The following is a 25,008-nucleotide window of genomic DNA, read 5'->3' as shown; positions in this document are numbered from 1 at the left end:
CTGTGCGTTAACCCGACGGCCCATGACCCAGGCATCTCCCGACCAACTCGACATTTCCAGCTGCGCCAGCGAGCCCATCCGCACGCCTGGCGGCATCCAGCCGCACGGCTTCATGCTGACGCTCTCGCCTGCACTCGACGTGTTGCAGGCCAGCGCCAACCTGCTCCCGCTGGCCGGCCTGGCGGCAGAAGCGGCGATCGGCCTGCCCTTGGCAGCCGTCATCGGCAAGGCATGTGGCGAGCGCATGGCGCGCGAACTCGCCACCGACACGCTTGGCCAGCGCCCCATGTATCTGGGCACCGTCACGCTTGGCAACGGCCGCCATTTCGATGTTATCGGTCACGTCTGGGATGGCCTCGTGATCGCCGAGTTCGAAGCCGTCGATCGCGCCGAGCCGGCTGATTTTCGGCATCTGTATCCGCTCATTACCGACTTCCTCGCCAAAGTCGGCGAGCACGCATCCATCCCTGCGCTGACCGACCTGGCTGCCCGCCATATCCGTTCCGTCACTGGCTATGGCCGCGTGATGGTGTACCGGTTCGACCCCGATGGCCACGGCCGCGTGGTGGCCGAAGCCAAAGCGCCCGACTACGACTCGTATCTGAACCAGTCTTTTCCGGCCAGCGACATTCCATCCCAGGCGCGCGAGCTGTACCTGAGTTCGCCGATCCGCGTCATCCAGAATGCCGACTACGATGCCTCACCGCTGGTACCTGAGGTCAATCCGGCCACGGGCGCCCGTAACGACCTGACGTACGCGGCGCTGCGCAGCGTCTCGCCCGTGCACCTGCAATACATGCGCAATATGGGCACGCAGGCCTCGATGTCGGTCTCGCTGATCGTCAAGGGCAAGCTGTGGGGCCTGATCGGGTGCCACAACGCCGTCCCGTGCGCGGTATCGGTCGAAAAACGCACGGCCTGCGAACAGCTCGGCCAGATCCTCGCGCTGTGCGTCGAGAGCCGCGAAGACAGCGCCGAGCTGCAGTTCCGCCTGGACGTGCGCCGCATCATGGTCGAAATCCTTGGCCGCCTGACCAAAAGCGCCGACTTCATCGACAATCTGCGCGGCGTGTCGGGCGAGCTGCTGCGCTTTGCCCGCGCCGGCGGCGTGGCCATCGTGGCCGACGACCGTATCTTCACTTACGGCGATACGCCGGACGACGCCGCCATTCGCGACCTGTCGACCTGGCTCGCCGTGCATGGCCACACCGAGGTGTTCCACACCGACCAGCTGGCCGCCGTGTACCCGCCGGCCAGCGCGTTTCTCCACAATGCCAGCGGCTTGCTGGCGCTGCCCATCTCGCGCATCCACCAGCATTATCTGCTGTGGTTCCGCCCCGAAATGATCCAGACCGTGGAATGGGCCGGCAATCCGTACGAGAAGGAAGCCGCCCCCGGTGCGCCGAGCCGGCTGTCGCCGCGCCAGAGTTTTGCCACCTGGCGCGAAACCATCCACGGCCACAGCCTGCCATGGCACGCCGCCGAAATCGAGATGACCACCGAGTTCCGCACGGCGCTGCTGGGCATCGCGCTCGAGCGCGCCGAGCAGATGGCCGAACTGGCCGAAGAACTGGGCCGCGCCAACAAGGAACTCGAAGCGTTTTCGTATTCGGTCTCGCACGACCTGCGCGCGCCGCTGCGCCACATCGCCGGCTTTTCCGACCTGCTGCTCGAATCGGCAGGCAGCGAAGACGTGGCGCTGCGCCAGCGCTTTTTAAAGAACATCAAGGAGTCGGCGCGCCTGGCCGGCAAGCTGGTCGACGATCTGCTGTCGTTCTCGCAGATGGGCCGCGCCGCACTGCGCCCCACCAGCATCGACATGACCGACCTGGTATCGGGCTGCATCGACAAGCTGGGCATCGAGATCGGCCAGCGCCGTGTCGACTGGCACATCGACCGCATGCCCGTCGTCCAGGGCGACCCGAGCTTCCTGCACCTGGCGATGTTCAACCTGCTGTCCAACGCCGTCAAGTTCACGGGCGGGCGCGACCCGGCCGTGATCCGGATCTGGGCCGAGGACGACGGCGACGACTACGCATTCCACGTGGCCGACAACGGCGCCGGCTTCAACCGCGACTACGTGCACAAGCTGTTCGGCGTATTCCAGCGCCTGCACCGCATGGAAGATTTCCAGGGCACCGGCATCGGCCTGGCCAATGTACGGCGCATCATCGAACGCCACAACGGCCGTGTCTGGGCCGACTCGATCCAGGGCGAAGGCGCGACGTTCTCCTTCACCCTCCCCAAACAAGCCATCACAGAACAAGGCACGCATGCTTAAGCCCATCCTCCTGGTAGAAGACAATCCCCACGACCTGGAGCTCACCCTCATCGCCCTGTCGAAGAGCCAGCTGGCCAACGAAGTCGTCGTCGCGCGCGACGGCGCCGAAGCGCTCGACTATCTGCACCGGCGCGGCGAATTCGAAGGCCGCCAGCTCGGCAACCCGGCCGTGATCCTGCTCGACCTCAAATTACCGAAGGTCGACGGTCTGGAAGTGCTCAAGGAAATCCGCACCACCGCCGAACTGCGGTCGGTGCCGGTGGTGATGCTGACGTCGTCCAAGGAAGAACAGGACGTGATCCGCAGCTATGAGCTGGGTGTGAATGCGTATGTGGTCAAGCCGGTTGACTTCAATGAGTTCGTGCGCGCGATTGCCGACCTGGGCATTTTCTGGGCGGTGCTCAACGAGCCGCCGCCAGGTTCGCACCGTTACATCAAGCCGAAGTGACTGGCCGTTTGCGGCTTGCCTGAGGCGCGCCGCGAACGACGCAGCAGATGACGGATGCGCGCACTGAGCGCGTCCGGATGGTAGGGTTTTTGCAGCAGGTGGACTGAGGCGTCCAGCTTGCCTTCATGGGTCAGCACGCCTTCGGCATACCCCGACGTATACAGCACTTCGCATTCCGGCAGGTGGCGCCGCACGATTTCGCCCAGCTGCAGGCTCGACAGCGGCCCCGGCATGATCACGTCGGTAAACACGAGGTCGATGTGCCGGCCTTCTTCGACCAGCGCCGCAGCGCTGGCCGCATCGCTTGCTTCCAGCACGTCATAACCCAGCGCCGACAGGATGCCGCACGTCGACGAGCGCACGTCGTCTTCGTCTTCGACCACGAGAATGGTTTCCAGGCCGCCCGTCAGCGACGGGTGCACGGCTGCCTCGGCTTGCTCGGCCGGAATCGCGCTGCTGCGTGGCAGATAGATGCGCACGCTGCTGCCCTCGCCCGGCTCGCTGCGCAGCACGATCTCGCCGCCTGACTGCTTGACGAAACCATACGCCATCGACAGCCCCAGGCCCGTGCCCTGGCCGGTCGGCTTGGTGGTAAAGAATGGCTCGAACGCCCGGCGCAGTACATCGGGCGGCATTCCCTTGCCGGTATCGGCGATCTCGAGCATCACGTAATCGTTGTGCGGCACGTCGGGTGGCAGATCGTCGTCGGCGGCAGCGTTGACGGCGCGGATGGTCAGCGTGCCGCCATCGGGCATCGCGTCGCGCGCATTGATGACGAGATTCAGCAGCACGTTGTTGAGCTGGTTGGGGTCGACCATGGTGCTGCCCAGTTCGGGCGCGACCTCGGTCACGACACGGGTGCCGGCGCCAAGGACACGGCGGGCCATGTCGTCGAGTTCGCGCACGAGGTGCGTCGGATCGATGACGACCGACTGCAGCGGCTGACGACGCGCGAAGGCCAGCAGGTGCGCGGCCAGCTTGGCGCCGCGCTCGACGCCCGACAGCGCCATCTCGACGCGCGTGCGCGCAGCATCATTGAGGTTACCGACCATCTTCAGCAATTGCAGATTGCCGCCGATGATTTGCAGGACGTTGTTGAAATCGTGGGCCACGCCGCCGGTGAGCTGGCCGATCGCTTCCATTTTTTGCGCCTGGTGCAGCGCCAGCTGGCTCGCCGCCAGTTGCTCCTGGCTCAGGCGCAGCGATGCAAAGGCTTCGTCGCGTTCGCGCCGCGCGATGCAGGCCCCGCTGTGATACCGCACGCGCGCCACGAGCTCGCGCGGATCGGGCCACTTGACCATGTAATCGTTGGCGCCGACGGCAAAGGCCTTGGCCTTGGTATCGGGATCGTCCTCGGAAGACAGCAGGATGACCGGCACGTCATGCGTGTCCGGATGCGCACGCAGCATGGCGATCACGTCAAAACCATCCACACCGCCAGGCATGCGCAAATCGACGATCACCACCGTCGCATCGACATCGCGCGCAACCTCGACGGCACGCGCGGGGCTGGATTCGTACCGGAGCTGGTGACCGACACAGCTTTTGAGGCCATGGGCGATGATGTCCTGGGCAAACGACTCATCGTCGATCAACAGCACGGAACAAACGGTGGAGTTGTCTTCGATCATTGCAAACTGCGTCGCTTTCAAGGCTGGAGGGATAACGTGCTGCGTGATAATTCAGGGTTAATTCTACACTAATACCATTTAACAAGGGTTCGTCCCGCTTGGTATCATTCCAGCAAACACGGGTCAAGACTTGTGCGATAAAAAATCGCCCTGCATATGGCGCGCATGCCACATCACCACGCCATCACCACCACGCCCGAGGACCCCTGCCCGCTGTGCGGACGGCCGCTGGGAACGGAGCACGTCGACCGCCATCATTTGATCCCGAAGACGTTCAAGGGGCGCGACCAGTACCCGATCCACAAGATTTGCCATCGCAAGATCCACTCGGCATTCACCGAGCGCGAACTGCTGCAGACGTATCACACGTGGGAAGCGCTGCGCGGGCACGCGGATATCGCGGCGTTCATCCTGTGGGTGGCAAAGAAACCGGCGGGGTTTTATACGCGCACCTACACCGCGAACAAGAAGAAGGGGCGCTGACGGAATGACCGGCGCCGGAAATGCAAAAAGGGCCGCATTCGCATGCGGCCCTTCTCTTGTTCTGGCTCCCCGACCTGGACTCGAACCAGGGACCTGCGGATTAACAGTCCGTCGCTCTACCAACTGAGCTATCAGGGAATTGAGGCAATATTATAGCCGGGCATTTGCGGTTTGACCAGAGCAGTGTGTGAATCGGCTGTCCGGCCGCTGCCAAAGGACCCTTTTGATATAGTCGTAGCTCCCATTACCCTCTTTGATCCCCGAACGACATGACCACTTCCCGCACCCTCGGCACCCCACTTTCTCCTTCCGCAACCCGCGTCATGCTGCTCGGCTCGGGCGAACTGGGCAAGGAAGTGATCATCTCGCTGCAACGCCTGGGCGTCGAGGTGATCGCAGTCGACCGCTACCCGAACGCCCCGGGTCACCAGGTCGCGCACCGCGCGCACGTGATCGACATGACCGACGGCGCAGCGCTCGAAGCGCTGATCGCGCAGGAACGCCCTCACCTCGTGGTGCCGGAAATCGAAGCGATCGCCACCGACAAGCTGGCCGAACTGGAAGCGGCCGGCCGCATCACCTGCATCCCGACCGCGCGCGCGGCGCAACTGACGATGAACCGCGAAGGCATCCGCCGCCTGGCCGCCGAGGAACTGGGCCTGGCCACGTCGCCCTACCAGTTCGCCAGCAGCCTGACGGAATTGCAGGCTGCCTGCGCTGCCGTGGGGTTCCCGTGCGTGGTCAAGCCGGTCATGTCGTCGTCGGGCAAGGGCCAGTCGAAGCTCGATGGTGCGGACGACGTGGCCGCGGCCTGGGCCTACGCTGCCAGCGGCGGGCGTGTCGATGCCGGACGCGTGATTGCCGAAGGCTTCATCGACTTCGATTACGAAATCACGCTGCTGACGGTGCGCTCGCTGGGCGCTGACGGCCAGGTCGAGACGAGCTTCTGCGATCCGATCGGGCACAAGCAGGTTCAGGGCGACTACGTCGAATCGTGGCAGCCGCACCCGATGCAGCCGCTGGCACTGGAACGTTCGCGCGAGATCGCTGCCAAGGTCACGGGCAATCTGGGCGGGCTGGGCGTGTTCGGCGTCGAACTGTTCGTCCAGGGCGATATGGTGTGGTTCTCGGAAGTGAGCCCCCGCCCGCACGATACGGGCATGGTGACGATGGCCAGCCAGGTGCAGAGCGAGTTCGAACTGCATGCGAAGGCGATTCTCGGCTTGCCGGTGAATGTGGCCCTGCGCGCACCGGGCGCGTCGGCCGTGATCTACGGCCGGCTCGACGAGGCCGGGATCGCGTTCGAGGGCGTGGCCGAGGCGCTGCAGGTGCCGGGCGCCGATGTGCGCCTGTTCGGCAAGCCGGAGTCGTTTGCACGCCGGCGCATGGGCGTGGCACTGGCGACGGCGGACGATATCGCCACGGCGCGTGAACGTGCGCTTGAGGCGGCGGCGAAGGTCAAGCCGGTGTCGGGCACAAACTAATGGGAATGGGCAGGCAAGCACTGCTGGAGCCTGCCTGCTCAACCCGTCAAGCGTTTGCAGAACTGTGAAATTTCGGCTCGAAGCCATGCGCAAACGCTTGCACCACCGAGCGCGGTGTCAATACCGCCACGGTCGCGGCAGTGTCCATATCAGCCCTCCCGCCATAACCGCTGAATGACCACGGCAGGAAGCCATGTGGAGTGACCAGGTAAGCAGTATCCTGGTGCTCGAACATGGCGCCGACAGGAAGGCTGCAAAGCGCCGCATCGAACGTCACTTTTGCGCCATCTTTTCTTGCGCGCTCCGCATGAAGCAGTCGGTCGACGTCAGCTATTAAGATCGGCGCACCTGTTTTTTCAGCCTCGTTCGCACGCACCCAAGCTTCCTTGAACTTGAGATGGCGCTCGCGCTGACAATAAGCGCAGGGCCGGTGGCCGGCTGCAAACGCAGTCGCCTCGTCAATAAAAAACAGTTCCGAATAATTCCCTTGCGAGAACGGTTTCGCTCGCTTGATGCTTTTGAATTCAAGTAAACACGTCACCCAAGCTTTGTGCGCCCATGGTCTAACGATCCTGTTTTCGTCATCATGCAAAATTCCGCGGTTGCCCATCAGCGCGCCCCGGTTCGCATCAGCGCACAGCCGCCCCCAAGGGTCGACCCGATTTTGTAGCGTACCAAACGTCATTCATCTGCTTTCGATCGCGTGTTGGGTGACGGGGCAACGTACATTTGGCGTTGCCAGAGCGGCTTACGATTCATTGGTAGCCTGAGGTGTCGAAGTTACCGACGCACCAGGCTGAATACTGACCATGAAGCGCTCAAGGATTGCAGAAGATGGAAAGGACAACGCCGTTACTTCACGTACGACGTCCAGAGCTTGAGCCCATCCCCTTAATACCTCCAAATCCCCATCAATTTTTTGGTAGCAGCTATCCAGATAGGCTGACGCAGCAAGGCAGTCTTTGACGTTCGAGATATCAAAACGCTCGATAAAATGGTGTACCAGATGATTTCGCATTTCGAGCAACTCGGCCAAGCCACGTCTAACGTGAGCCTCCTGCTCAGATGACATGCCGATTGAATAGCGAGAGCTCACCCATGGCGTATCGACAGGTTTTTGAGAAACACAGTCATTTTCTTCGAACCGGGATTCGGAGTTGAGGTAACCAGTGAACTTGCCGACCAGTACGCCCAAGCACTGTTTGCTCATCGCATGAACTTGCTTCGCCCGGACCTCTTCCAGCCCTGCCATCGAACCTTCGAGCGCCATGCCTGCGACCATTGCTTTAAGCAGGCGCTCGTATTGCTGCAGCCGCAACATGCAGCGCCCAAGCTTGCGCTGAACTTCGCGCTGCGCGTCTTCTACCTTGATATTGTCAGCAGCGTCCAATGTGTCGAGCCCCCATCAATTTCACTTGGAGCAAGTCTACGCACAGAAGATTTTCCTGTCCACCGGGAACTAGTCAGCCTTTCAGGCCCACAAAGCAAAAAGCCCAACCGGTAAGGGCTGGGCTTTTGCGTTGCGTATTCTGGCTCCCCGACCTGGACTCGAACCAGGGACCTGCGGATTAACAGTCCGTCGCTCTACCAACTGAGCTATCAGGGAATTGAGGCCGCATTATACCTGCTGGTGTCGATTTCGCAAATTTTTCGACAAGAAAATCTAGCGAGGGATCCGCGCCAGCAGGCGTTTGAGCGTATCAATCACCAGTTCCGGCTCGGACAACTGCGGAAAATGCGCGCTGCGCTCGGCCACGACCCGCTCACCCAATGGCGACAAGGCGGCCAGCGCCAGCTGCGAACGTTCGCGCTCACGCACCAGCGCCGTTGGCACCAGCCAGCGCGGCAGGCGCTTCGTGCCCGACAGCACCGTCACTGGCACGAGCGGGAACGCGGGCGCTTCGATAATATCCCTGACGGTCTCACGCTCGTTGCGGATTTCGTCAAACGCATCGCGCGGCGACACACGGTCGAGCAGCTTGACGAAGCCCCGCTGCAGCGCCGACTGGTACTGCTTGAGGTTGTCGACGTCCTGTGGCGCCGTCGCCTCGATGAACAGGACGCCCGCCACCTCATCGGCAAACTCGCGCGCGAACAGGTTGGCGTGCAGGCCGCCGAACGAATGCGCCACCAGCACGAACGGTGGCGGCACCTTGGCGAACTGCAGCAACAGGCGCAGCTGCGCGACGACGGTCTCGCCATACTGCGCTTCGGTCGGCTTCGGACTGCCGCCCGTGCCTGGCCGGTCGTAGCTGAACACGGTGCCCAGCGCCTCGATCTCGGGATAGAGCTTGAACCAGCCATCGAGCGGGCCGCCGGCGCCGCCGATCAGCACGATCGAGGGACTGCCCTGCCCGGCTCGCGCGAAGCGGAACATCTGCCCTTCGATAAGGGTGGCGTGGCTCTTGAGTGGTTGCTTCACGCGATACCTCCAAAAAGACGACATGACGCCGCATAACGAAAAAGGCCGCATCCTTCGATGCGGCCTTCTTGTATTCTGGCTCCCCGACCTGGACTCGAACCAGGGACCTGCGGATTAACAGTCCGTCGCTCTACCAACTGAGCTATCAGGGAATTGAAGCTGGCATTATATGATTCACGAAACGTTTCTGTCAAATCAGACCAGGCGTTGCGCTTTTCATCTGCCGCTCTCTTGAACGCACACAGCGATCAAGAGAGCCGCGATTTTAGAGAACTTTGGCGATGGCGTCAACGACGCGATCGATGTTCGTGGAATTGAGCGCCGCCACGCAGATGCGGCCCGTGTCCACGGCGTAGATCGATTCGTCGCGCAGCTTGCCCACCTGCTCTTTGGTCAGGCCCGAGTACGAGAACATGCCGACCTGCTCGCGCACGAATTCGAAGTCGTGATCCGGCGCCTTGGCCTTCAGCTTTTCGACCATCGCGCTACGCATTTCGCGGATGCGCACGCGCATGCCGGCCAGTTCTTCTTCCCACAGCTTGCGCAGCTCAGGCGTTGCCAGCACGGTGGCGACAACCTTGCCGCCATGCGTTGGCGGGTTCGAGTAGTTGGTGCGAACGACGCGCTTGAGTTGCGACAGCACGCGCGTGGCTTCTTCGCTCGTGGTGGCCACGATCGACAGCGCGCCCACGCGCTCGCCGTACAGCGAGAACGATTTGGAGAACGAGTTCGACACCAGCATCGCCATGCCGGTCGCAGCGAAGCGACGCACGACGGCGCCGTCTTCATCGATGCCGTTGGCAAAGCCCTGGTACGCCATGTCGAGGAATGGCACCAGATTGCCAGCCTGGACGGCAGCAATCACCTGGTCCCACTGGTCTTGCGTCAGGTCGGCGCCCGTCGGGTTGTGGCAGCACGCATGCAGCACGACGATGGAACCTGCCGGCATCGACGTCAAAGCGGCGAGCATGCCATCGAAGTTCACGCCGCGGGTAGCCGCGTCGTAATACGCGTAGTTGTGCACCGTGAAACCGGCGCTTTCGAACAGCGCGCGGTGGTTTTCCCAGCTCGGGTCGCTGATGTAGACGTCGGACGACGGCAGGAAGCGCTTGAGGAAGTCGGCGCCGATCTTGAGGGCACCGGTGCCGCCGATGGCTTGCACGGTCAGCGCGCGTTTCTCTTGAATTACCGGGCTGTCGGCACCAAATACCAGCTCTTGCACCGCTTTGTCATACGCTGCCAGACCTTCGATCGGCAGGTAGGTTCGCGGCGTTGGCTGCTCCATCAGTTTCGCTTCCGCTTTCTGTACGCACTCGAGCAGCGGCACTTTGCCCTTGTCGTCATAATAGACACCCACGCCGAGGTTGATTTTCGCGGTGTTCGTGTCGGCGTTGAAGGCTTCGGTGATGCCCAGGATCGGGTCGCGTGGGGCCATTTCAATGGCACTGAACAAGCTGGCGGAGGCAGTGGAAGTCATCTGATAAACTCGGTTTTGTTGGCTGGATTGACAGCGGCGGGGTTTGCAATTGTATAGACAGCGGCCCCTGAACCTGCAGGGCCGCGAGCGGATTCTCATTCTAACAAAGGTCTGTAAGCATGGCTGAATTATCCATCGCAACTTCTCCCGAACCGACCGTCATCACGTTTCCGGATTCGCCGTTCAAACTGCACCAGCCGTTCGAGCCGGCGGGCGACCAGCCCACCGCGATCAAGGGGCTGATGGAAGGCATCGACGACGGCCTGATGTACCAGACGCTGCTGGGCGTGACGGGCTCCGGCAAGACCTACACGATGGCCAACGTGATCGCGCAGGCCGGCCGGCCCGCGATCATCTTTGCGCCGAACAAAACGCTGGCGGCCCAGCTGTATTCGGAGTTCCGCGAATTCTTCCCGCAAAACGCGGTCGAGTATTTCGTCTCGTACTACGATTACTACCAGCCCGAAGCCTACGTGCCGCAGCGCGACCTGTTCATCGAAAAAGACTCGTCGATCAACGAGCACATCGAGCAGATGCGCCTGTCGTGCACCAAGTCGCTGATGGAGCGGCGCGACGTGGTCATCGTTGCCACCGTCTCGGCCATCTACGGTATCGGTAATCCGAACGAATACCACAAGATGATTCTGACGCTGCGCCACAAGGACAAAGTGGCCCAGCGCGACATCATCGCGCGCCTGATCCAGATGCAGTACACGCGCAACGAGATGGATTTCTCGCGCGGCTCGTTCCGCGTGCGTGGCGACACGATTGACATCTTCCCGGCCGAGCACGCCGAGCTGGCGATCCGCGTCGAGATGTTCGACGACGAGATCGAATCGCTGCAACTGTTCGATCCACTGACGGGCCGCGTGCGCCAGAAGATCCCGCGCTTTACCGTATATCCGGGTTCGCACTACGTCACGCCGCGCTCGACGGTGCTGCGCGCAGTCGAATCGATCAAGGCCGAGCTGCGCGACCGCCTCGAAGAATTCCGCCAGCAGAACAAACTGATCGAAGAGCAGCGCCTCGAACAGCGCACCCGTTTCGACCTCGAAATGATGGCCGAGATCGGTTTTACGAAGGGCATCGAGAACTATTCGCGCCACCTGTCGGGCGCAATGCCAGGCGAGCCGCCGCCGACGTTGATCGACTATCTGCCAAAAGACGCGCTGATGTTCATGGACGAGTCGCACGTGATGATCGGCCAGCTCAACGCGATGTACAACGGCGACCGTTCGCGCAAGGAAAATCTGGTCGAGTATGGCTTTCGCCTGCCATCGGCGCTGGACAACCGGCCGCTGAAATTCATCGAGTTCGAAGGCAAGATGCGCCAGACGATTTTCGTCTCGGCCACGCCGGCCGAGTATGAACAGGGCCGCGCCGACAACGTCGTTGAACAAGTGGTGCGCCCGACAGGCCTGGTCGATCCGATGATCATCGTGCGCCCTGCCCTGTCGCAGGTCGACGACCTGATGGGCGAGATCAACGACCGCATCGCCAAGGACGAGCGCGTGCTGGTGACGACGCTGACCAAGCGCATGTCCGAGCAGCTCACCGAATACCTGGGCGACCACGGCATCAAGGTGCGCTACCTGCACAGCGATATCGACACGGTCGAGCGCGTGGAAATCCTGCGCGACCTGCGCCTGGGCACGTTTGATGTGCTGGTCGGCATCAACCTGCTGCGCGAGGGCCTCGATTTGCCGGAGGTATCGCTGGTGGCCGTGCTTGACGCCGACAAGGAAGGTTTCCTGCGCTCCGAGCGTTCGCTGATCCAGACGATCGGCCGCGCGGCGCGTAACCTGAACGGCGTGGCGATCCTGTACGCGGACCGCGTCACCGATTCGATGCGGCGTGCCATCGACGAAACCGAACGCCGCCGCGCCAAGCAGATCGCGTTCAACCTCGAGAACGGCATCGTACCGAAAGGCGTGCACAAGAAGATCAAGGAAATGATCGACGGCGTGTACAGCCCGAACGCGGCGCGCGAAGTGCTGGAAGACGCCAAGGAAACGGCGAAGATCGAATCGATGAGCGAGAAGCAGATCAGCAAGGAGATCAAGCGTCTCGAAAAACTCATGGTCGATCACGCCAAGAACCTGGAGTTCGAGAAAGCCGCGCAGGTGCGCGACCAGTTGCACGTGCTCAAGCAGCAGGCGTTCGGCGCGCCAGGGGCCGACAACGTTGTTTCGATGCTGGGCAAGTAAGGCCAGCGCGGCGTTGCCGGCCTAGCGCTTTATGCTGGCCAGTAACGTCAGCAACCTATCCAGATCGGCCGGCTTGACCATGTGATGGTCAAAGCCGGCCTCACGTGCACGCTGCTGGTCTTCGGCCTGGCCGTACCCGGTCAGCGCCACCAGCACCGCCCCTGCCGTCGCGGGCTGCGCGCGCAGCCTGCGCGCCAGTTCGTGGCCATCCATATCGGGCAAGCCAATATCCAGCAGCGCCACGGTGGGCGGCTCGCGCAATGCCGCAGCCAGTGCACTGGCGCCGTCGAACTCGACCTGGACGGCATACCCATTCATTTCCAGCAGCGTGGCCAGCATCTCGGCGGCATCGACGTTGTCGTCGACCACCAGCACGCGCAAGCCCGACGCTTCCGTTGCAGGCACGGCCGACTCGGCAGCGGCTACAGGCACGGCCGGCTCCAGCAGCGGCAGATACACGACAAATTCGCTGCCCTCGTCCAGCCCGTCGCTGAGCGCATCCACCCGGCCACCATGCAGCTGGACCAGGCTCTTGACGAGTGCCAGCCCGAGGCCCAGCCCGCCTTGTGAACGGTCCGGCGTGCGCTCGGCCTGGGTGAACAGGTCGAAGATGTACGGCAGCATCGGGGGTTCGATGCCCTGGCCATTGTCACGCACGGCAATGCGCACATCGCCACCTTCCATGCGCACGCTCAGCACAATGCGGCCTCTGGCAGGCGTGTACTTGGCGGCATTGTTCAGGATATTGGACAGCACCTGGATCAGGCGCGTGCGGTCGCCCAGCACATACAGGCCCGGTGCGATGTCGACGAACAGTTCATGGTGGCAGCTGTCGATCATCGGCCGCACCTGCTCCACCGCTTCCTGCACGAGCGGCTCGACCGCCACGGCTTCCTGCGCCATCGTGACCTGCCCGCGCGTCACGCGCGAGACGTCCAGCAAGTCGTTGACGAGCGCCGTCATGTGCCCGGCCTGACGCGCGATGATTGCACTGGCGCGCGCAATGCCCGGCGTGTCCATCTCGCCGCGCTGCAGCAACTGGGCGGCGGTGGTGATCGGCGCGAGCGGATTGCGCAGCTCGTGCGCGAGCATCGCCAGGAAGTCATCCTTCTGGCGGTTGGCTTCGCGCAGCTCATCCTCGATGCGCTTGCGCACGGTGACGTCGCTGCCTTCCACGAAAATACCCGTCACCCTGCCCTGCTGGTCGCGGATCGGCTGGTAGACAAAATCGAGAAAGCATTCTTCGAGCGGCCCATCCGGCTCGCGTTGCACGCGTAGCGGCACGGCATGGCCGACAAATGACTGCCCGCTGCGATACACCTCGTCGAGCAGCTCGAAGTAGCCCTGCCCCTGGACTTCGGGCAACGCGTCGCGCACCGGTTTGCCGATCAGGTCGCGGTGACCGACCAGCGCCAGGTAGGAACGGTTGGTCAGCTCGAAGACATGGTCCGGGCCACGCAGCACGGCAATGATGCCGGGCGCTTCCTCGAACAGGTTGACCAGGCGCGTGTTTTCTTCGTCGCGATAGCGCTGCGCCAGCACTTCATCGGTAATCTCGACACAGGCGCAGAACATGCCGGCCACGAGGCCATCATCGCCTCGCACAGGCGAGTACGAAAAACGGAACCACGTTTCTTCGTCGTACCCATGGCGGCGCATGGTCAGCGGAAAGCGATCGAGGTAGATGGACTCGCCACCCATCGTGCGCGCGACCAGTGGCGCGACATCGTCCCAGATATCCGGCCACACATCGCGAAAGCGCAGGCCGAGCGAGGCCGGATGCCTGGCGCCCAGAATCACGCTGTAGGCATCGTTGTACAGGAAGCCCAGTTCATCGCCCCAGGCGACGAACATGGGAAACTTGGAGTCAAGCATCAGCGCGACGGTCGTGCGCAAGGGCTGTGGCCAGTCGCGCGGATGCCCGAGTGGCGAGGCAGCCCAGTCGTGGTCGCGCATCAGCGCGCGCATCGTGCCGCCACCGCTGAGGAATAACAGCGGTTCGTGCCGCACGCCCGCCGACATCTCCATTCCCTGATTCATACCCATGATGCTTCGTGTTGATCCGCGCACATCGCGCAAGGCCAGTGTGCCAGAATTACGACACGGCTCACGCACGGCTGAGTGCAGTGAACGTTACAGTGTCCGGACAAACTCGCGGATACCGCCCAGCAGCATCTCGACCGCCATGGCCGTCAGGATCAGGCCCATCAAACGCTCGAAGGCCGTCATGACTTGCGGCCCCAGCTTTTGCTGCAGCTTTTCGGCGCTGAGGAACACGGCCAGCCAGACAATGCCCACCGCCGCCAGTGCGGCCACGTGGACCATCGTTTCGGTAAAGCTGGTGGCCGACAGCAGCAGCACGGTGGCCAGCGCCGATGGCCCGGCCAGCGCAGGAATCGCCAGCGGCACGATGAACGGCTCGCCACCCTCGCTCTTGCCCAGCACGCCATCCGGGTGCGGGAAGATCATGCGGATCGCGATCATCAACAGGATCACCGCGCCGCCGATGCGCAGCGCGATCGGGCTCAGGTGCAACGCTTCGAGGAAGTGCTTGCCGAAGAACATGAACACCAGCAGCAGCACGAAGGCAATCGCGCACTCGCGGATCACGATGCGGTTGCGGCGCTCGATTGGCGTGTCTCTCAGGGCGGCGGCGAACAGCGGCACGTTACCGAACGGGTCGGTCACAAGGATGAGCAGGATGAAGGTCGAGAAGAAGCTTTGGGTCATGGCTTGTTATTGTTGGGTTTACCGACGATGGAACAACTGCAATCTTACCAGAGGGCATGGTTGCATAGACAGCTTCTCGGCGTCCGACTGTGGCATAAAAAAGCGGGGACAGGCTGCTGCCTGTCCCCGCTGCGACCCGTCGATGATGACCGGGTTATTTCTCGAACGATTATTTCTCGAACGATTATTTCTCGAATTTCTTCAGCCAGGCCGCCAGCTGATGCGGACGCAGGCCGTCGTACTCTTCGAACGGCTGGTGAATCCACGGGTTGTGCGGCAGGTCGTCCAGGAAATAATCCGGACGAATCGACGACGTGCCCTTGACCCAGATGACCGCCGATTTGACTTCAGTGACCTGCGGGTAGTTCTCGGTCAGGTGCTGGCTGACTTTGCGCAGCGTGACACCCGAGTCGGCCAGATCGTCGACCAGCAGCACGCGGCCAGCCAGCGGACCTTTGGTCATCGTCATGTACTTCGAGATGTCCAGGTCGCCTTGCTTGGTGCCGGCTTCTTCGCGGTACGAGCTGGTCGACAGGATCGCCAGCGGCACATCGAAGATGCGCGAGAACACGTCGCCCGGACGCACACCGCCGCGCGCCAGGCACAGCACCTGGTCGAACTTCCAGCCTGATTCATACACTTGCAGCGCCAGGCGCTCGATCAGGCGGTGGTATTCGTCCCACGAGACCCACAGGTCTTTTTCCGTCGATACAGGGGAATTCATCTTTTTTAACTCCAGATTTTGTCGTTAGGCCGCGAACGGGTGGCGCAGCACGATCGTTTCTTCGCGGTCAGGACCGGTCGAGACCATGTCGATCGGCACGCCGACCAGTTCTTCGATGCGCTGGATGTAGGCGCGGGCGTTGGCCGGCAGCTCTTCCATCGACTTGGCGCCGACGGTGCTTTCGGTCCAGCCTGGCATCTCTTCGTACACTGGCTCGCAGCGGGCTGCGTCTTCAGCGCCGACCGGGAAGATGTCGACGGCGCGGCCGTCGATCTTGTAGCCGGTGCACAGCTTGAGCGACTCGATGCCGTCCAGCACGTCGAGCTTGGTCAGGCACATGCCCGACACACCGTTGATCTGGACCGAGCGGCGCAGGAGCGCGGCATCGAACCAGCCGCAGCGACGGGCGCGACCCGTGACGGTGCCGAACTCGTGGCCCACGCGCGACAGGTGCTCGCCGACGCCAGCGTCGGTTGGCAGTTCGGCCGGGAACGGGCCCGAACCGACGCGGGTGGTGTAGGCCTTGGTGATGCCCAGGATGTAGTGCAGCATGTTCGGACCGACGCCGGCGCCGGCGGCGGCATTGCCGGCCACGCAGTTCGACGAGGTGACGAACGGATAGGTGCCGTGGTCGACGTCCAGCAGCGAGCCCTGCGCGCCTTCGAACAGCAGCTTGCCGCCGGCCTTGTGCGCCGCGTACAGCGCGGACGAGACGTCGCCGACCATCGGACGCAGGCGTGGCACGAGGGCCATCGCGTCGTCGAACGTGGTCTGGAAGTCGATCGCTTCAGCGCCCAGGTAGTTCACCAGCACGTGGTTGTGGTAGTCGAGGTTCTCTTTGAGCTTCTCGGCAAAGCGCTCTGCATTGAGCAGGTCGGCGATGCGGATGGCGCGGCGGGCGACCTTGTCTTCGTAGGCCGGGCCGATGCCCTTGCCCGTGGTGCCGATCTTGTTCTCGCCACGCTTGAGTTCGCGTGCCTTGTCGATGGCGACGTGGTACGGCAGGATGATCGGGCAGGCTTCCGAGATCATCAGGCGCGAGACGACTTCGACGCCGGCCGCGGCCAGCTTGTCGATTTCGCGCATGACGTCCGGCACCGAGACCACGACACCGTTACCGATGTAGCAGGCCACGCCTTCGCGCATGATGCCCGACGGGATCAGCTGCAGCGCGGTTTTCTGGCCCTTGATCACCAGGGTATGACCAGCGTTATGGCCGCCCTGGAAACGCACCACGCCAGCGGCGTGGTCGGTGAGCCAGTCGACGATCTTGCCCTTGCCTTCATCGCCCCACTGGGTGCCGATGACAACGACGTTCTTTGCCACGTTAGTATTTGACATCACTTAACCTAAGTTTTTGAGAATCCAATTTCCACTTTCGAGGACGAGTACGCGGTCGCACTCGAACTCGTCCTGAACATTGTCGTGACCCGGCATGCTCTGGATCACGACTTCGCCTGCCTTGCGCAGGTCAGCGATTTTTTCCTTCAGCTCGGGGGCATTGCCCCACGGCGCGCGAATGGAATGCTTGCGCTCGGCCATCGGCAACAGCCGGGCCAGTTCGCGCAGGTCGAGCGAGAAGCCCGTCGCGGGCCGCGCACGGCCGAAGGCTTCGCCCACGTGGTCGTAGCGACCACCGCGCGCAACGGCATTCGGCAAGCCCGTTACATACAGCGCAAACATGGCGCCGCTTTCGTACTGGTAGCCACGCAGGTCGGCCAGATCGATGGCGATCTCGGCGCGGCCCAGCGCACCGGCGGCCAGCGCTGCCAGCTCGGCCAGCGCGCGCTGCACGCCCGGCAGCGCCGGAAGTGCGTCGCGGGCTTCGGCCAGCACATCGATATTGCCGTACAAGCGCGGCAAGGCCAGCAGCGCCTTGCGGGTCTGCGGGTAGTAATTCTGCGAGATCGCGTCCAGGCCCGGCGCATCCTTGGCGCGCAGCAGGCTGTAGAGCTGGTTCTCGTCGCGCTTGGCGGCCGGGTCGTCGTCGAGCAGTGCGCGCAGCACGCCGACGTGGGCCAGGTCCAGGCGCACGTTCGTGAAACCGGCCAGGGCCAGCGAACCAAGCGCCAGTTCCTGGATCTCGGCATCGGCTTCGAGGCCCGCGTGGCCGTAGATCTCGGCGCCGATCTGCATCGGCTCGCGCGTCGCATGCAGGCCCGACGGACGGGTATGCAGCACGCTGCCGGCGTAGCACAGGCGGGTGATCGAGTCGCGGTTGAGCAAGTGCGCGTCGATGCGCGCCACCTGCGTGGTCATGTCGGCGCGCAGGCCGAGCAGGCGGCCAGACAGCGGGTCGACGACCTTGAAGGTTTTCAGATCGGTGTCCGCACCGGCGCCGGCCAGCAGCGAGTCGAGATACTCGAGCAGCGGCGGCATGACCAGTTCGTAACCGTAGAGCCGGAAGTTGTCGAGCATCAGTCGGCGCAACTCTTCGATCTTGCGCGCTTCGGACGGCAAGACGTCGGCGATATTTTCAGGCAATAGCCAGTTCGGCATGGGCAACGACGTAATGGGTTTGGGATAGTCAATGGCAAGCGTCGTACGACAGGCGTGCCAGCGCACGACGCGAACGCCGAATCGGTGATTTTAACCGAAAACAGTCTGACTGCGGCAGCGAAAGCGGGACTGGCGGGGGTCAAGGTTGATAATCTGCCACGATCTGCGGCAGCGCCGGCAATGCATGCCGCAAACGAAACTGGGGGAGCAAGGCCGATGGCCCTGCTCCCCCAGTTTGGTCAACCGCGCCCGTCAGCAGGCGGGAACGGTGTTACTTGCCGCTGCCGGCCGGTGCCTTGAAGTACTTGAAGAACTCCGAGCTCGGATCGACGACGATGACATCGCTGCGGTCCTTGAAGCTCGCACGGTAGGCTTCCAGCGAACGGTAGTAACGCGCGAATTCCGGGTTCTTGCCGAAGGCTTCGGCGTAGATCGCCGATGCTTTCGCATCGCCGTCACCCTTGACTTTTTCAGCGTCGCGGAACGCTTCGGCGATGATCACGGTGCGCTGGCGATCGGCGTCGGCGCGGATCTGCTCGGATTCGGCAGCACCGGTCGAACGCGATTCGTTGGCCACGCGGACACGCTCGGCGCGCATCCGTTCGTACACCGAATTGATGTTCTGCTCGGTGTACTCGACGCGTTTGAGGCGCACGTCGACGATGCCTATGCCGACTTCCTTGGCTTCGGCGACGAGCTTGGCCTGCACCGCTGCCATCACGGCTGCACGCTGGCCCGAAATCACTTCACGCACGGTGCGCTTGGTGATCTCGTCGCTCAGTGCTGCCTTGATGATCTGCGACAGCCGGTTCTGCGCGCGCGTTTCATCGCCCGCAAAACTGACGTAGTACAGGCGCGGATCGCTGATGCGCCACTTGATGAACGAATCGACCAACACGTTGCTCTTCTCGGACGTGATGAAGCGGTTCACGTCAGGCGTGTCGAGCGTCAGGATACGCTTGTCCATGTAGACCACGTTCTGGAACGGTGGCGGCAATTTGAAGTGCAGGCCCGGCGTGTCGATCACTTCCTTGACCTGGCCGAGCGCAAACACGATCGCATAGCGGCGCTGGTCGACGACGAAGATGGTGGACGACAGCAGCATCAGTGCGATGAAGCCGGCCACGAAGATGGTAACGAGGCGGTTCATTAACGGGTCTCCCGATCACGTGAGGAATCACGGCTGCGCTCATCACGCTGGCGCACCGCTTCCAGGGCCTGGGTCACTTCGGCCGGCTGGGCAGTGCTTGGCACCTGCACCGGACCCGACTTGCTGCCGACCTGGGCATCGTTGGCCGCAACCTGCTGCATCAGCTTGTCGAGCGGCAGGTACAGCATGTTGTTGTTGGCACGCGAGTCGATCATCACCTTGGTGGTGCTGGAGAAGATCTGCTGCATCGTGTCGACATACATGCGGTCACGGGTCACGCCCGGCGCCTTGGCGTAGGCAGCGACGACCTGATCGAAGCGCGACGCATTACCGGTCGCGTTTTCAACCACCATCGAGCGATACGCTTCGGCGTCCTGCTGCAGGCGGAACGCCTGGCCGCGCGCGGCCGGGATCACCTGGTTGGCATACGCTTCGCCTTCGTTGCGGGCACGGGCACGGTCCTGGCTGGCGCGTACGGCGTCATCGAACGCGTTCTGCACCTGCTCCGGCGGTTGCACGCCCTGCATCGTCACGTTGCTGATCAGCGCGCCCAGCTTGTAGCGGTCGGTGATCGTCTGGATCAGCGCCTGGACGTCGGCCGCGACTTTTTCGCGGCCTTCGTACAGGACGAAGTCCATCTTGCTGCGACCGACCACTTCGCGGATCGCCGTCTCGGCAGCCTGGCGCACGGTGTCGTCCTGGTCGCGGTTGTTGAACACCCAGGCGACCGGGTCTTTCAGCGTGTACTGAACGGCAAACTGGATGTCGACGATGTTTTCATCGTCGGTCAGCATCAGCGACTCCTGCGATTGCTTGTTGGTCGCGGTGCCGCGGTAGCCGATCTCGGCGGTACGGATCGTCGACACGTCGACGATCTCGTGCGCCTGGATCGGGTACGGCCAGCGCCAGTTGAAGCCTGGCGTGGTCGTGTGGCTCAACTGGCCGAACGTCGTGACCACGGCCGTCTTACCCTCTTGCACGATGAACGCACCGGAGGCCAGCCAGATGAAGCCGACGATGATGGCAATGACGCCGGCACCGATGCCCGCGCCGCGCATTTCGTGATTCGGACCACCGCTGTCACCGCCGCCGTTGTTGTTGCCACGGTTGCCGAACATCTTGTTGAGACGCGCATTGAAATCGCGCCACATCTGGTCGAGGTCGGGAGGACCATCGCCCGGACGGCGACCGTCCTGGGCCTTGCGGTCATCTTCTGGGTTGCGGCCCCAGCGTGGGTCGTTCAGCGACAATTTGACGCCGAATCTTTTTAGTATGGAAACAAACATAGGCTTAGCGTGGCCCGACAAGGGTGGAAGTTGGCAGATGGTCGGCAGGACCTTCGGGTAGCGCGCCGGAGAGGGCGTCCACCGACGCGTCGTCCCCGGCGAGCTCGAAAGCGTCGTCCTGTTCTTCGTTTTCCGGGGCGTTCCGGTAGCTTTGGCCAGGCGCGGACCGGGCCGTTTCGGCGATCGCCGAACGCAGCAGATCCAGGCCGGCACCGCTATGGGCACTGATGAACACCCGGTTGATCTTATCATACTCATCACGCTCGACTTCGGGCTCCAGGCCCGCTGCATCGATCTTGTTCCAGACCAGGATTTGGGGAACATGATCGGCGCCGATCTCGCGCAATACCTCGTTGACCTGCTCCACCTGCTCCATGCGCGTCGGCGACGCACTGTCGACCACGTGCAGCAGCAGATCGGCGTGGATCGTCTCTTCGAGCGTGGCGCGGAATGCCGCCACCAGCTGGTGCGGCAAGTCGCGCACGAAGCCGACGGTGTCAGAGATCACGACACTGCCGACGTCGTCGCCCAGGTACATGCGGCGACTGGTCGTGTCCAGCGTGGCGAACAGCTGGTTCGCCACATACACGCCGGCCTTGGTCAGCGCATTGAACAGCGTCGACTTGCCGGCGTTGGTGTAGCCCACCAGCGAGACGGAGAACGTGTTGTTGCGGCCGCGCTGGCGGCGCTGCGTTTCGTGCTGCTTGCGCAGCTTGGTCAGGCGCGCGCGCAATGCCTTGACCCGCTCGCCGATCAGCCGGCGGTCGGTCTCGAGCTGGGTTTCACCCGGGCCGCGCAGGCCGATACCACCCTTTTGCCGTTCGAGGTGGGTCCAGCCGCGAATCAGGCGCGTGGCAAGGTGCTGCAACTGCGCCAGCTCGACCTGCAGCTTGCCCTCGTGGCTCTTGGCGCGCTGCGCAAAGATGTCGAGGATCAGGCTGGTACGGTCGACGACGCGTAATTCGAGACGACGCTCGAGGTTACGCTGCTGGGCAGGCGAGAGTGCGTGATTGAAGATGACGATGTCGACGCCGAGTGCCTTGGCGTCGAGGGCGATTTCATCGGCTTTGCCGCTGCCGATGAAGAGTGCGGGATCGGGGCTCGAGCGCTTGGCCGTGATCGTGGTGATCGGGTCGGCGCCAGCGGAGCGTGCAAGCAGGGACAACTCTTCGAGACTGGCGTTGAAGTCGCCAGTCCCGAAGTCGATGCCGACCAGGGCTGCGCGCATGAGCGGCGTGCCAGGGGCGTCAGCCATCGGCCTTACTCGGCTTCGCTGGAGTCAAGATTGAGGTTGACGGCGCGGGCCGGCACGACGGTGGAGATGGCGTGTTTATAGACCATCTGGGTCACGGTGTTGCGAAGCAAAACGACGTATTGGTCGAAGGATTCGATATGACCCTGCAGCTTGATACCGTTGACCAGGTAGATCGAGACAGGGACGTGTTCCTTGCGCAAGGCGTTGAGGAATGGGTCTTGTAACAGTTGCCCTTTGTTGCTCATAACAGCTCCGTGATGTTGTTGTAGTTAAAAGTTTGAGGCGATTTGCCGATTTTCAAGTAGTCATGCCACATGGGTGAGGCCATATTCTGCCAAAGCGAATGCGGCCCTGAACTACTGTAACCTGTTTCGCCACTTTTTGTCGTACTGCTACGGCTTCGCGAACGGGTTTTTGCCACTGCGCAGCTCGATCCGCAGCGGGGTGCCGACCAGGCTGAACGTCTCGCGGAAATGCTTCTCGAGATAGCGCTTGTACGGCTCGCTGATCCCGTCCAGGGCATTGCCGTGGATGACGATGATCGGCGGGTTCTGGCCACCCTGGTGGGCGTAGCGCATCTTGGGACGGCCCGAGCCCTTGCGTTTCGGCTCCTGCTTCTCGACGGCCTCTTGCAGCGCGCGCGTCAGGCGCGGCGTCGACAGGTTGGCGGTGGCAGCAGCGTAGGCCGACTCGACCGATTTCATCAGTTGCGTGATGCCCGTGCCGCGCAGTGCCGAGACGAAGTGCGTGTTGGCGAAGCTGAGGAAATCGAGTTTGCGGTCGAGGTCGATCTTGACTTCGTCGCGCTCGTCGGTCTTGAGACCATCCCATTTGTTGACGGCCACGACCAGCGCCCTGCCCGACTCCAGGATAAAGCCGGCGATGTGCGCGTCTTGTTCCGAGATGTCTTGCTGGGCGTCGAGCAGCAGCACGACGACGTTGGCGTCGGCGATCGACTGCATCGTCTTGACGACCGAGAATTTCTCGATGGCTTCAAAAATCTTGCCGCGACGGCGGATACCCGCGGTGTCGATCAGCGTGAACTTCTTGCCGTCGCGTTCGAACGGCACTTCGATCGAGTCGCGCGTGGTGCCCGGCATGTCGAAGGCGATCACGCGCTGCTCGCCGACCAGCGTGTTGATCAGGGTCGACTTGCCCACGTTCGGGCGGCCGACGATGGCGATCTTGATGCCATGGTCGACGTGCTCGAGTTCGGCCGGTTCGTCCGGCCGCGCGGCGAACGCGGCGTCGAGCGCCTCGACCACGAGGTCGGTCACGCCGTCGCCGTGGGCGGCCGAAATGACGTACGGGTCGCCCATGCCGAGTTCATAGAAGTCGGCGGTGACGGCCGTGTACTTCATGCCTTCGGATTTATTCACGACGAGCATGACCTTGCGGCCGCTCTTGCGCAGGAAATCGGTGATGGTCTTGTCGTGCGGGGTCAGGCCCTGACGACCGTCGACGATGAACACGACCACGTCGGCTTCGGCGACGGCCTGGCGCGTTTGCAGCGCCATTTCATGCATGATGCCTTCTTTGGCGACCGGCTCGAAACCGCCCGTGTCAATGACCAGGAATGGTCGTTCGCCAATGCGGCCTTCGCCGTAGTGGCGGTCGCGCGTCAGGCCTGGCATGTCGGCCACCAACGCGTCGCGCGAACGGGTCATGCGGTTAAATAAGGTCGATTTCCCGACGTTGGGTCGACCTACGAGTGCGATTACCGGCTTCATGTTTTCTTATTCGACCGCGATGGCGGTCACAGTTCCGTTTTGTGTTTGAAAAATCAGGTTTGTGCCGGCCACCAGCGGCGTGCCCACGATCGGGCTCCCGTCGGTTGCGGCGCGCGCCAGGAAAGAGCCATCTTCGCGCGACAGGAAGTGCACGTAGCCTTCGTAATCGCCAACCGCGACGGCGCGGCCATACGACAGCGGGGTCGACAGGCGGCGGAACGACAGTTTGTCGTTCTTCCAGCTGCTGGCGCCCGTGTCGCGGGTGAATGCATTGAGTGCTCCCTTGTCGTCCGGTGCGAACACGAACAATTGGTCGACGGCGACGCCGACGCTGGAAGACAGGTCGCGCGTCCAGCGCGCCGAACCGGTCACCAGGTCAAAGCAGCCTACGCGTCCCTGATAGGATGCGGCGCACACCTCGTTCTCGAACAGCACCGGGGCGCCGCCGATATCGGTAACGCGCTCCAGTTCGGTCGCGCCGCGCGAGATGCCGACCTCGACGTCCCAGCGCGGTGCGCCGGTCGCCATGATCAGCGCGGACAGCTTGCCGCCTGGCTGGGCGACGATGACGTCGGTGCCGGCCACGATCATGCCCGGTGCGTTGCGCAGCGTCAGCGGCGGCGCGACCTTCTGCACGGTCCATTTCTTGCTGCCATCGGTCGCATCGACACCGACGATGCGGTTGTCGATCGAACGGGCAACGACGATGCCTTGCGACACGACCGGTGCCGACAGGATCTCGCTCGACAGCTGCGTTTTCCAGAGCAGCTTGCCGTCCATGTTGTAGCCCATCAGGATGCCCTTCTCGCCACCGACGACGATCAGGTTGCCATCCGTGCCCACGCCTGCCGACAGGTCACTGTCGGCCTTGACGCGCCACAGCTGCTTGCCGGTGGCGGCATCGACGCGCGCGATGGCGCCATCGGCTGCGGCCACGACGAGCGTGTCGCCGGTCAGCGCAGGCGAGAACTGGTAGCCCTTGGCCTTGCCGATGTCGAGTTTCCATGCAGTGCGCACGGCCATGCTGCCCTTGAGTTCGACGAGCTTGGCGGGTTGATCGCCCTTCTTGTCGGATGCAAATGGATTGAGCGAATTGAGGGTCGAGCAACCCGTCATCAGGGCCAGTACGCCGACGCCAACAAGCTTGCTGCTAATACGCATTATGTTCTACCTTGTTCCTGGACTATAAAGGACGCAAAGC

Annotated in this window: 21 protein-coding genes and 3 tRNA genes; 5 read left to right on the top strand and 19 right to left on the bottom strand. The window is 62.7% G+C overall.

Translation table 11 applies throughout. From position 1 onward, the window contains the following. Positions 1-22: 22 nt before the first annotated feature. Positions 23-2,281 (top strand): ATP-binding protein, encoded by a 2,259-nt coding sequence (locus tag AC56LN_RS05255; RefSeq protein WP_499570271.1) that lies wholly within the window; start codon positions 23-25, stop codon positions 2,279-2,281. Beyond that, entirely contained in the window at positions 2,274-2,729 is a 456-nt protein-coding gene (locus AC56LN_RS05250) for a response regulator (RefSeq protein WP_482899547.1), read from the top strand. The genes AC56LN_RS05255 and AC56LN_RS05250 overlap by 8 nt, the downstream gene beginning before the upstream one ends. On the opposite strand, the gene AC56LN_RS05245 is transcribed toward AC56LN_RS05250, so the two are convergent. Further along, on the bottom strand, positions 2,711-4,360 hold the full coding sequence (locus AC56LN_RS05245) for a response regulator (RefSeq protein WP_499570270.1): 1,650 nt from the start codon (positions 4,358-4,360) through the stop codon (positions 2,711-2,713). The genes AC56LN_RS05250 and AC56LN_RS05245 overlap by 19 nt on opposite strands. Before the next feature lie 165 nt (positions 4,361-4,525). Between AC56LN_RS05245 and AC56LN_RS05240 the strand changes: the two genes are divergently transcribed. Then, the gene (locus AC56LN_RS05240) at positions 4,526-4,843 is read left to right on the top strand and encodes a hypothetical protein (protein ID WP_499570269.1); all 318 of its coding nucleotides are present in this window, start codon (positions 4,526-4,528) and stop codon (positions 4,841-4,843) included. Positions 4,844-4,905: 62 nt separating this feature from the next. On the opposite strand, the gene AC56LN_RS05235 is transcribed toward AC56LN_RS05240, so the two are convergent. Beyond that, positions 4,906-4,981 (bottom strand) — tRNA-Asn (locus AC56LN_RS05235). Positions 4,982-5,112: 131 nt separating this feature from the next. On the opposite strand from AC56LN_RS05235, the gene purT reads away from it, so the two are divergent. Further along, positions 5,113-6,327: a formate-dependent phosphoribosylglycinamide formyltransferase gene (gene purT, locus AC56LN_RS05230; RefSeq protein ID WP_499570268.1), complete on the top strand. Its 1,215-nt coding sequence runs from the start codon at positions 5,113-5,115 to the stop codon at positions 6,325-6,327. A 46-nt stretch (positions 6,328-6,373) separates the two neighbouring features. On the opposite strand, the gene AC56LN_RS05225 is transcribed toward purT, so the two are convergent. The 6 genes from AC56LN_RS05225 to AC56LN_RS05200 all read right to left on the bottom strand — a co-directional run bounded on the left by AC56LN_RS05225 (position 6,374) and on the right by AC56LN_RS05200 (position 10,226). Continuing rightward, a complete protein-coding gene (locus AC56LN_RS05225) occupies positions 6,374-7,012 on the bottom strand; it encodes a hypothetical protein (RefSeq protein ID WP_499570267.1) in 639 nt (212 codons plus the stop codon). Between the two features lie 63 nt (positions 7,013-7,075). Continuing rightward, positions 7,076-7,717: a hypothetical protein gene (locus tag AC56LN_RS05220; protein ID WP_499570266.1), complete on the bottom strand. Its 642-nt coding sequence runs from the start codon at positions 7,715-7,717 to the stop codon at positions 7,076-7,078. Positions 7,718-7,857: 140 nt separating this feature from the next. Continuing rightward, a tRNA-Asn gene (locus AC56LN_RS05215) sits at positions 7,858-7,933 on the bottom strand. Between the two features lie 57 nt (positions 7,934-7,990). Next, positions 7,991-8,749, bottom strand: coding sequence for an alpha/beta fold hydrolase (locus AC56LN_RS05210; RefSeq protein ID WP_499570265.1), 759 nt, complete (start codon positions 8,747-8,749; stop codon positions 7,991-7,993). Positions 8,750-8,825: 76 nt separating this feature from the next. Continuing rightward, positions 8,826-8,901: transfer RNA gene (locus AC56LN_RS05205), tRNA-Asn, on the bottom strand. 113 nt (positions 8,902-9,014) lie between these two features. Beyond that, a complete protein-coding gene (locus tag AC56LN_RS05200) occupies positions 9,015-10,226 on the bottom strand; it encodes an amino acid aminotransferase (RefSeq protein WP_499570264.1) in 1,212 nt (403 codons plus the stop codon). 119 nt (positions 10,227-10,345) lie between these two features. On the opposite strand from AC56LN_RS05200, the gene uvrB reads away from it, so the two are divergent. After that, positions 10,346-12,433, top strand: coding sequence for an excinuclease ABC subunit UvrB (uvrB, locus tag AC56LN_RS05195; protein ID WP_499570263.1), 2,088 nt, complete (start codon positions 10,346-10,348; stop codon positions 12,431-12,433). 21 nt (positions 12,434-12,454) lie between these two features. Here uvrB and AC56LN_RS05190 read toward each other — a convergent pair whose 3' ends face one another. The 11 genes from AC56LN_RS05190 to bamB form a co-directional block, all read right to left on the bottom strand. Further along, positions 12,455-14,479, bottom strand: coding sequence for a hybrid sensor histidine kinase/response regulator (locus tag AC56LN_RS05190; RefSeq protein WP_499570262.1), 2,025 nt, complete (start codon positions 14,477-14,479; stop codon positions 12,455-12,457). Positions 14,480-14,566: 87 nt separating this feature from the next. After that, positions 14,567-15,163, bottom strand: coding sequence for a MarC family protein (locus tag AC56LN_RS05185; RefSeq protein ID WP_499503164.1), 597 nt, complete (start codon positions 15,161-15,163; stop codon positions 14,567-14,569). A 184-nt stretch (positions 15,164-15,347) separates the two neighbouring features. Next, a complete protein-coding gene (locus AC56LN_RS05180) occupies positions 15,348-15,887 on the bottom strand; it encodes a phosphoribosyltransferase (RefSeq protein WP_332530947.1) in 540 nt (179 codons plus the stop codon). Positions 15,888-15,911: 24 nt separating this feature from the next. Continuing rightward, positions 15,912-17,228 carry an adenylosuccinate synthase gene (locus AC56LN_RS05175; protein ID WP_183555412.1) on the bottom strand — a complete coding sequence of 439 codons (1,317 nt, stop codon included), beginning with the start codon at positions 17,226-17,228 and terminating at the stop codon, positions 15,912-15,914. 3 nt (positions 17,229-17,231) lie between these two features. Then, entirely contained in the window at positions 17,232-18,386 is a 1,155-nt protein-coding gene (locus tag AC56LN_RS05170) for an ATP phosphoribosyltransferase regulatory subunit (RefSeq protein WP_183555413.1), read from the bottom strand. Positions 18,387-18,657: 271 nt separating this feature from the next. Beyond that, positions 18,658-19,536, bottom strand: a complete 879-nt coding sequence (gene hflC, locus AC56LN_RS05165; RefSeq protein ID WP_499570260.1) for a protease modulator HflC — start codon at positions 19,534-19,536, stop codon at positions 18,658-18,660. Continuing rightward, positions 19,536-20,822, bottom strand: a complete 1,287-nt coding sequence (gene hflK, locus AC56LN_RS05160) for an FtsH protease activity modulator HflK (RefSeq protein ID WP_499570259.1) — start codon at positions 20,820-20,822, stop codon at positions 19,536-19,538. Before hflK ends, hflC begins: the two co-directional genes overlap by 1 nt. A gap of 4 nt (positions 20,823-20,826) precedes the next feature. Continuing rightward, positions 20,827-22,050, bottom strand: a complete 1,224-nt coding sequence (hflX, locus tag AC56LN_RS05155; protein ID WP_499570783.1) for a GTPase HflX — start codon at positions 22,048-22,050, stop codon at positions 20,827-20,829. A 32-nt stretch (positions 22,051-22,082) separates the two neighbouring features. Continuing rightward, positions 22,083-22,322, bottom strand: coding sequence for an RNA chaperone Hfq (gene hfq / locus AC56LN_RS05150; RefSeq protein ID WP_183555416.1), 240 nt, complete (start codon positions 22,320-22,322; stop codon positions 22,083-22,085). Positions 22,323-22,469: 147 nt separating this feature from the next. After that, complete coding sequence (der, locus tag AC56LN_RS05145) at positions 22,470-23,807, bottom strand: ribosome biogenesis GTPase Der (RefSeq protein WP_499570258.1); 1,338 nt, start codon at positions 23,805-23,807, stop codon at positions 22,470-22,472. A 6-nt stretch (positions 23,808-23,813) separates the two neighbouring features. Further along, the gene (gene bamB / locus AC56LN_RS05140) at positions 23,814-24,968 is read right to left on the bottom strand and encodes an outer membrane protein assembly factor BamB (protein ID WP_499570257.1); all 1,155 of its coding nucleotides are present in this window, start codon (positions 24,966-24,968) and stop codon (positions 23,814-23,816) included. Between the last annotated feature and the right edge of the window lie 40 nt (positions 24,969-25,008).

Source organism: Telluria sp. ZT3P26 (genome assembly GCF_059686035.1).
Note: the sequence above shows the minus strand (reverse complement) of the source record. Positions and strands in the feature narration are given on the sequence as shown.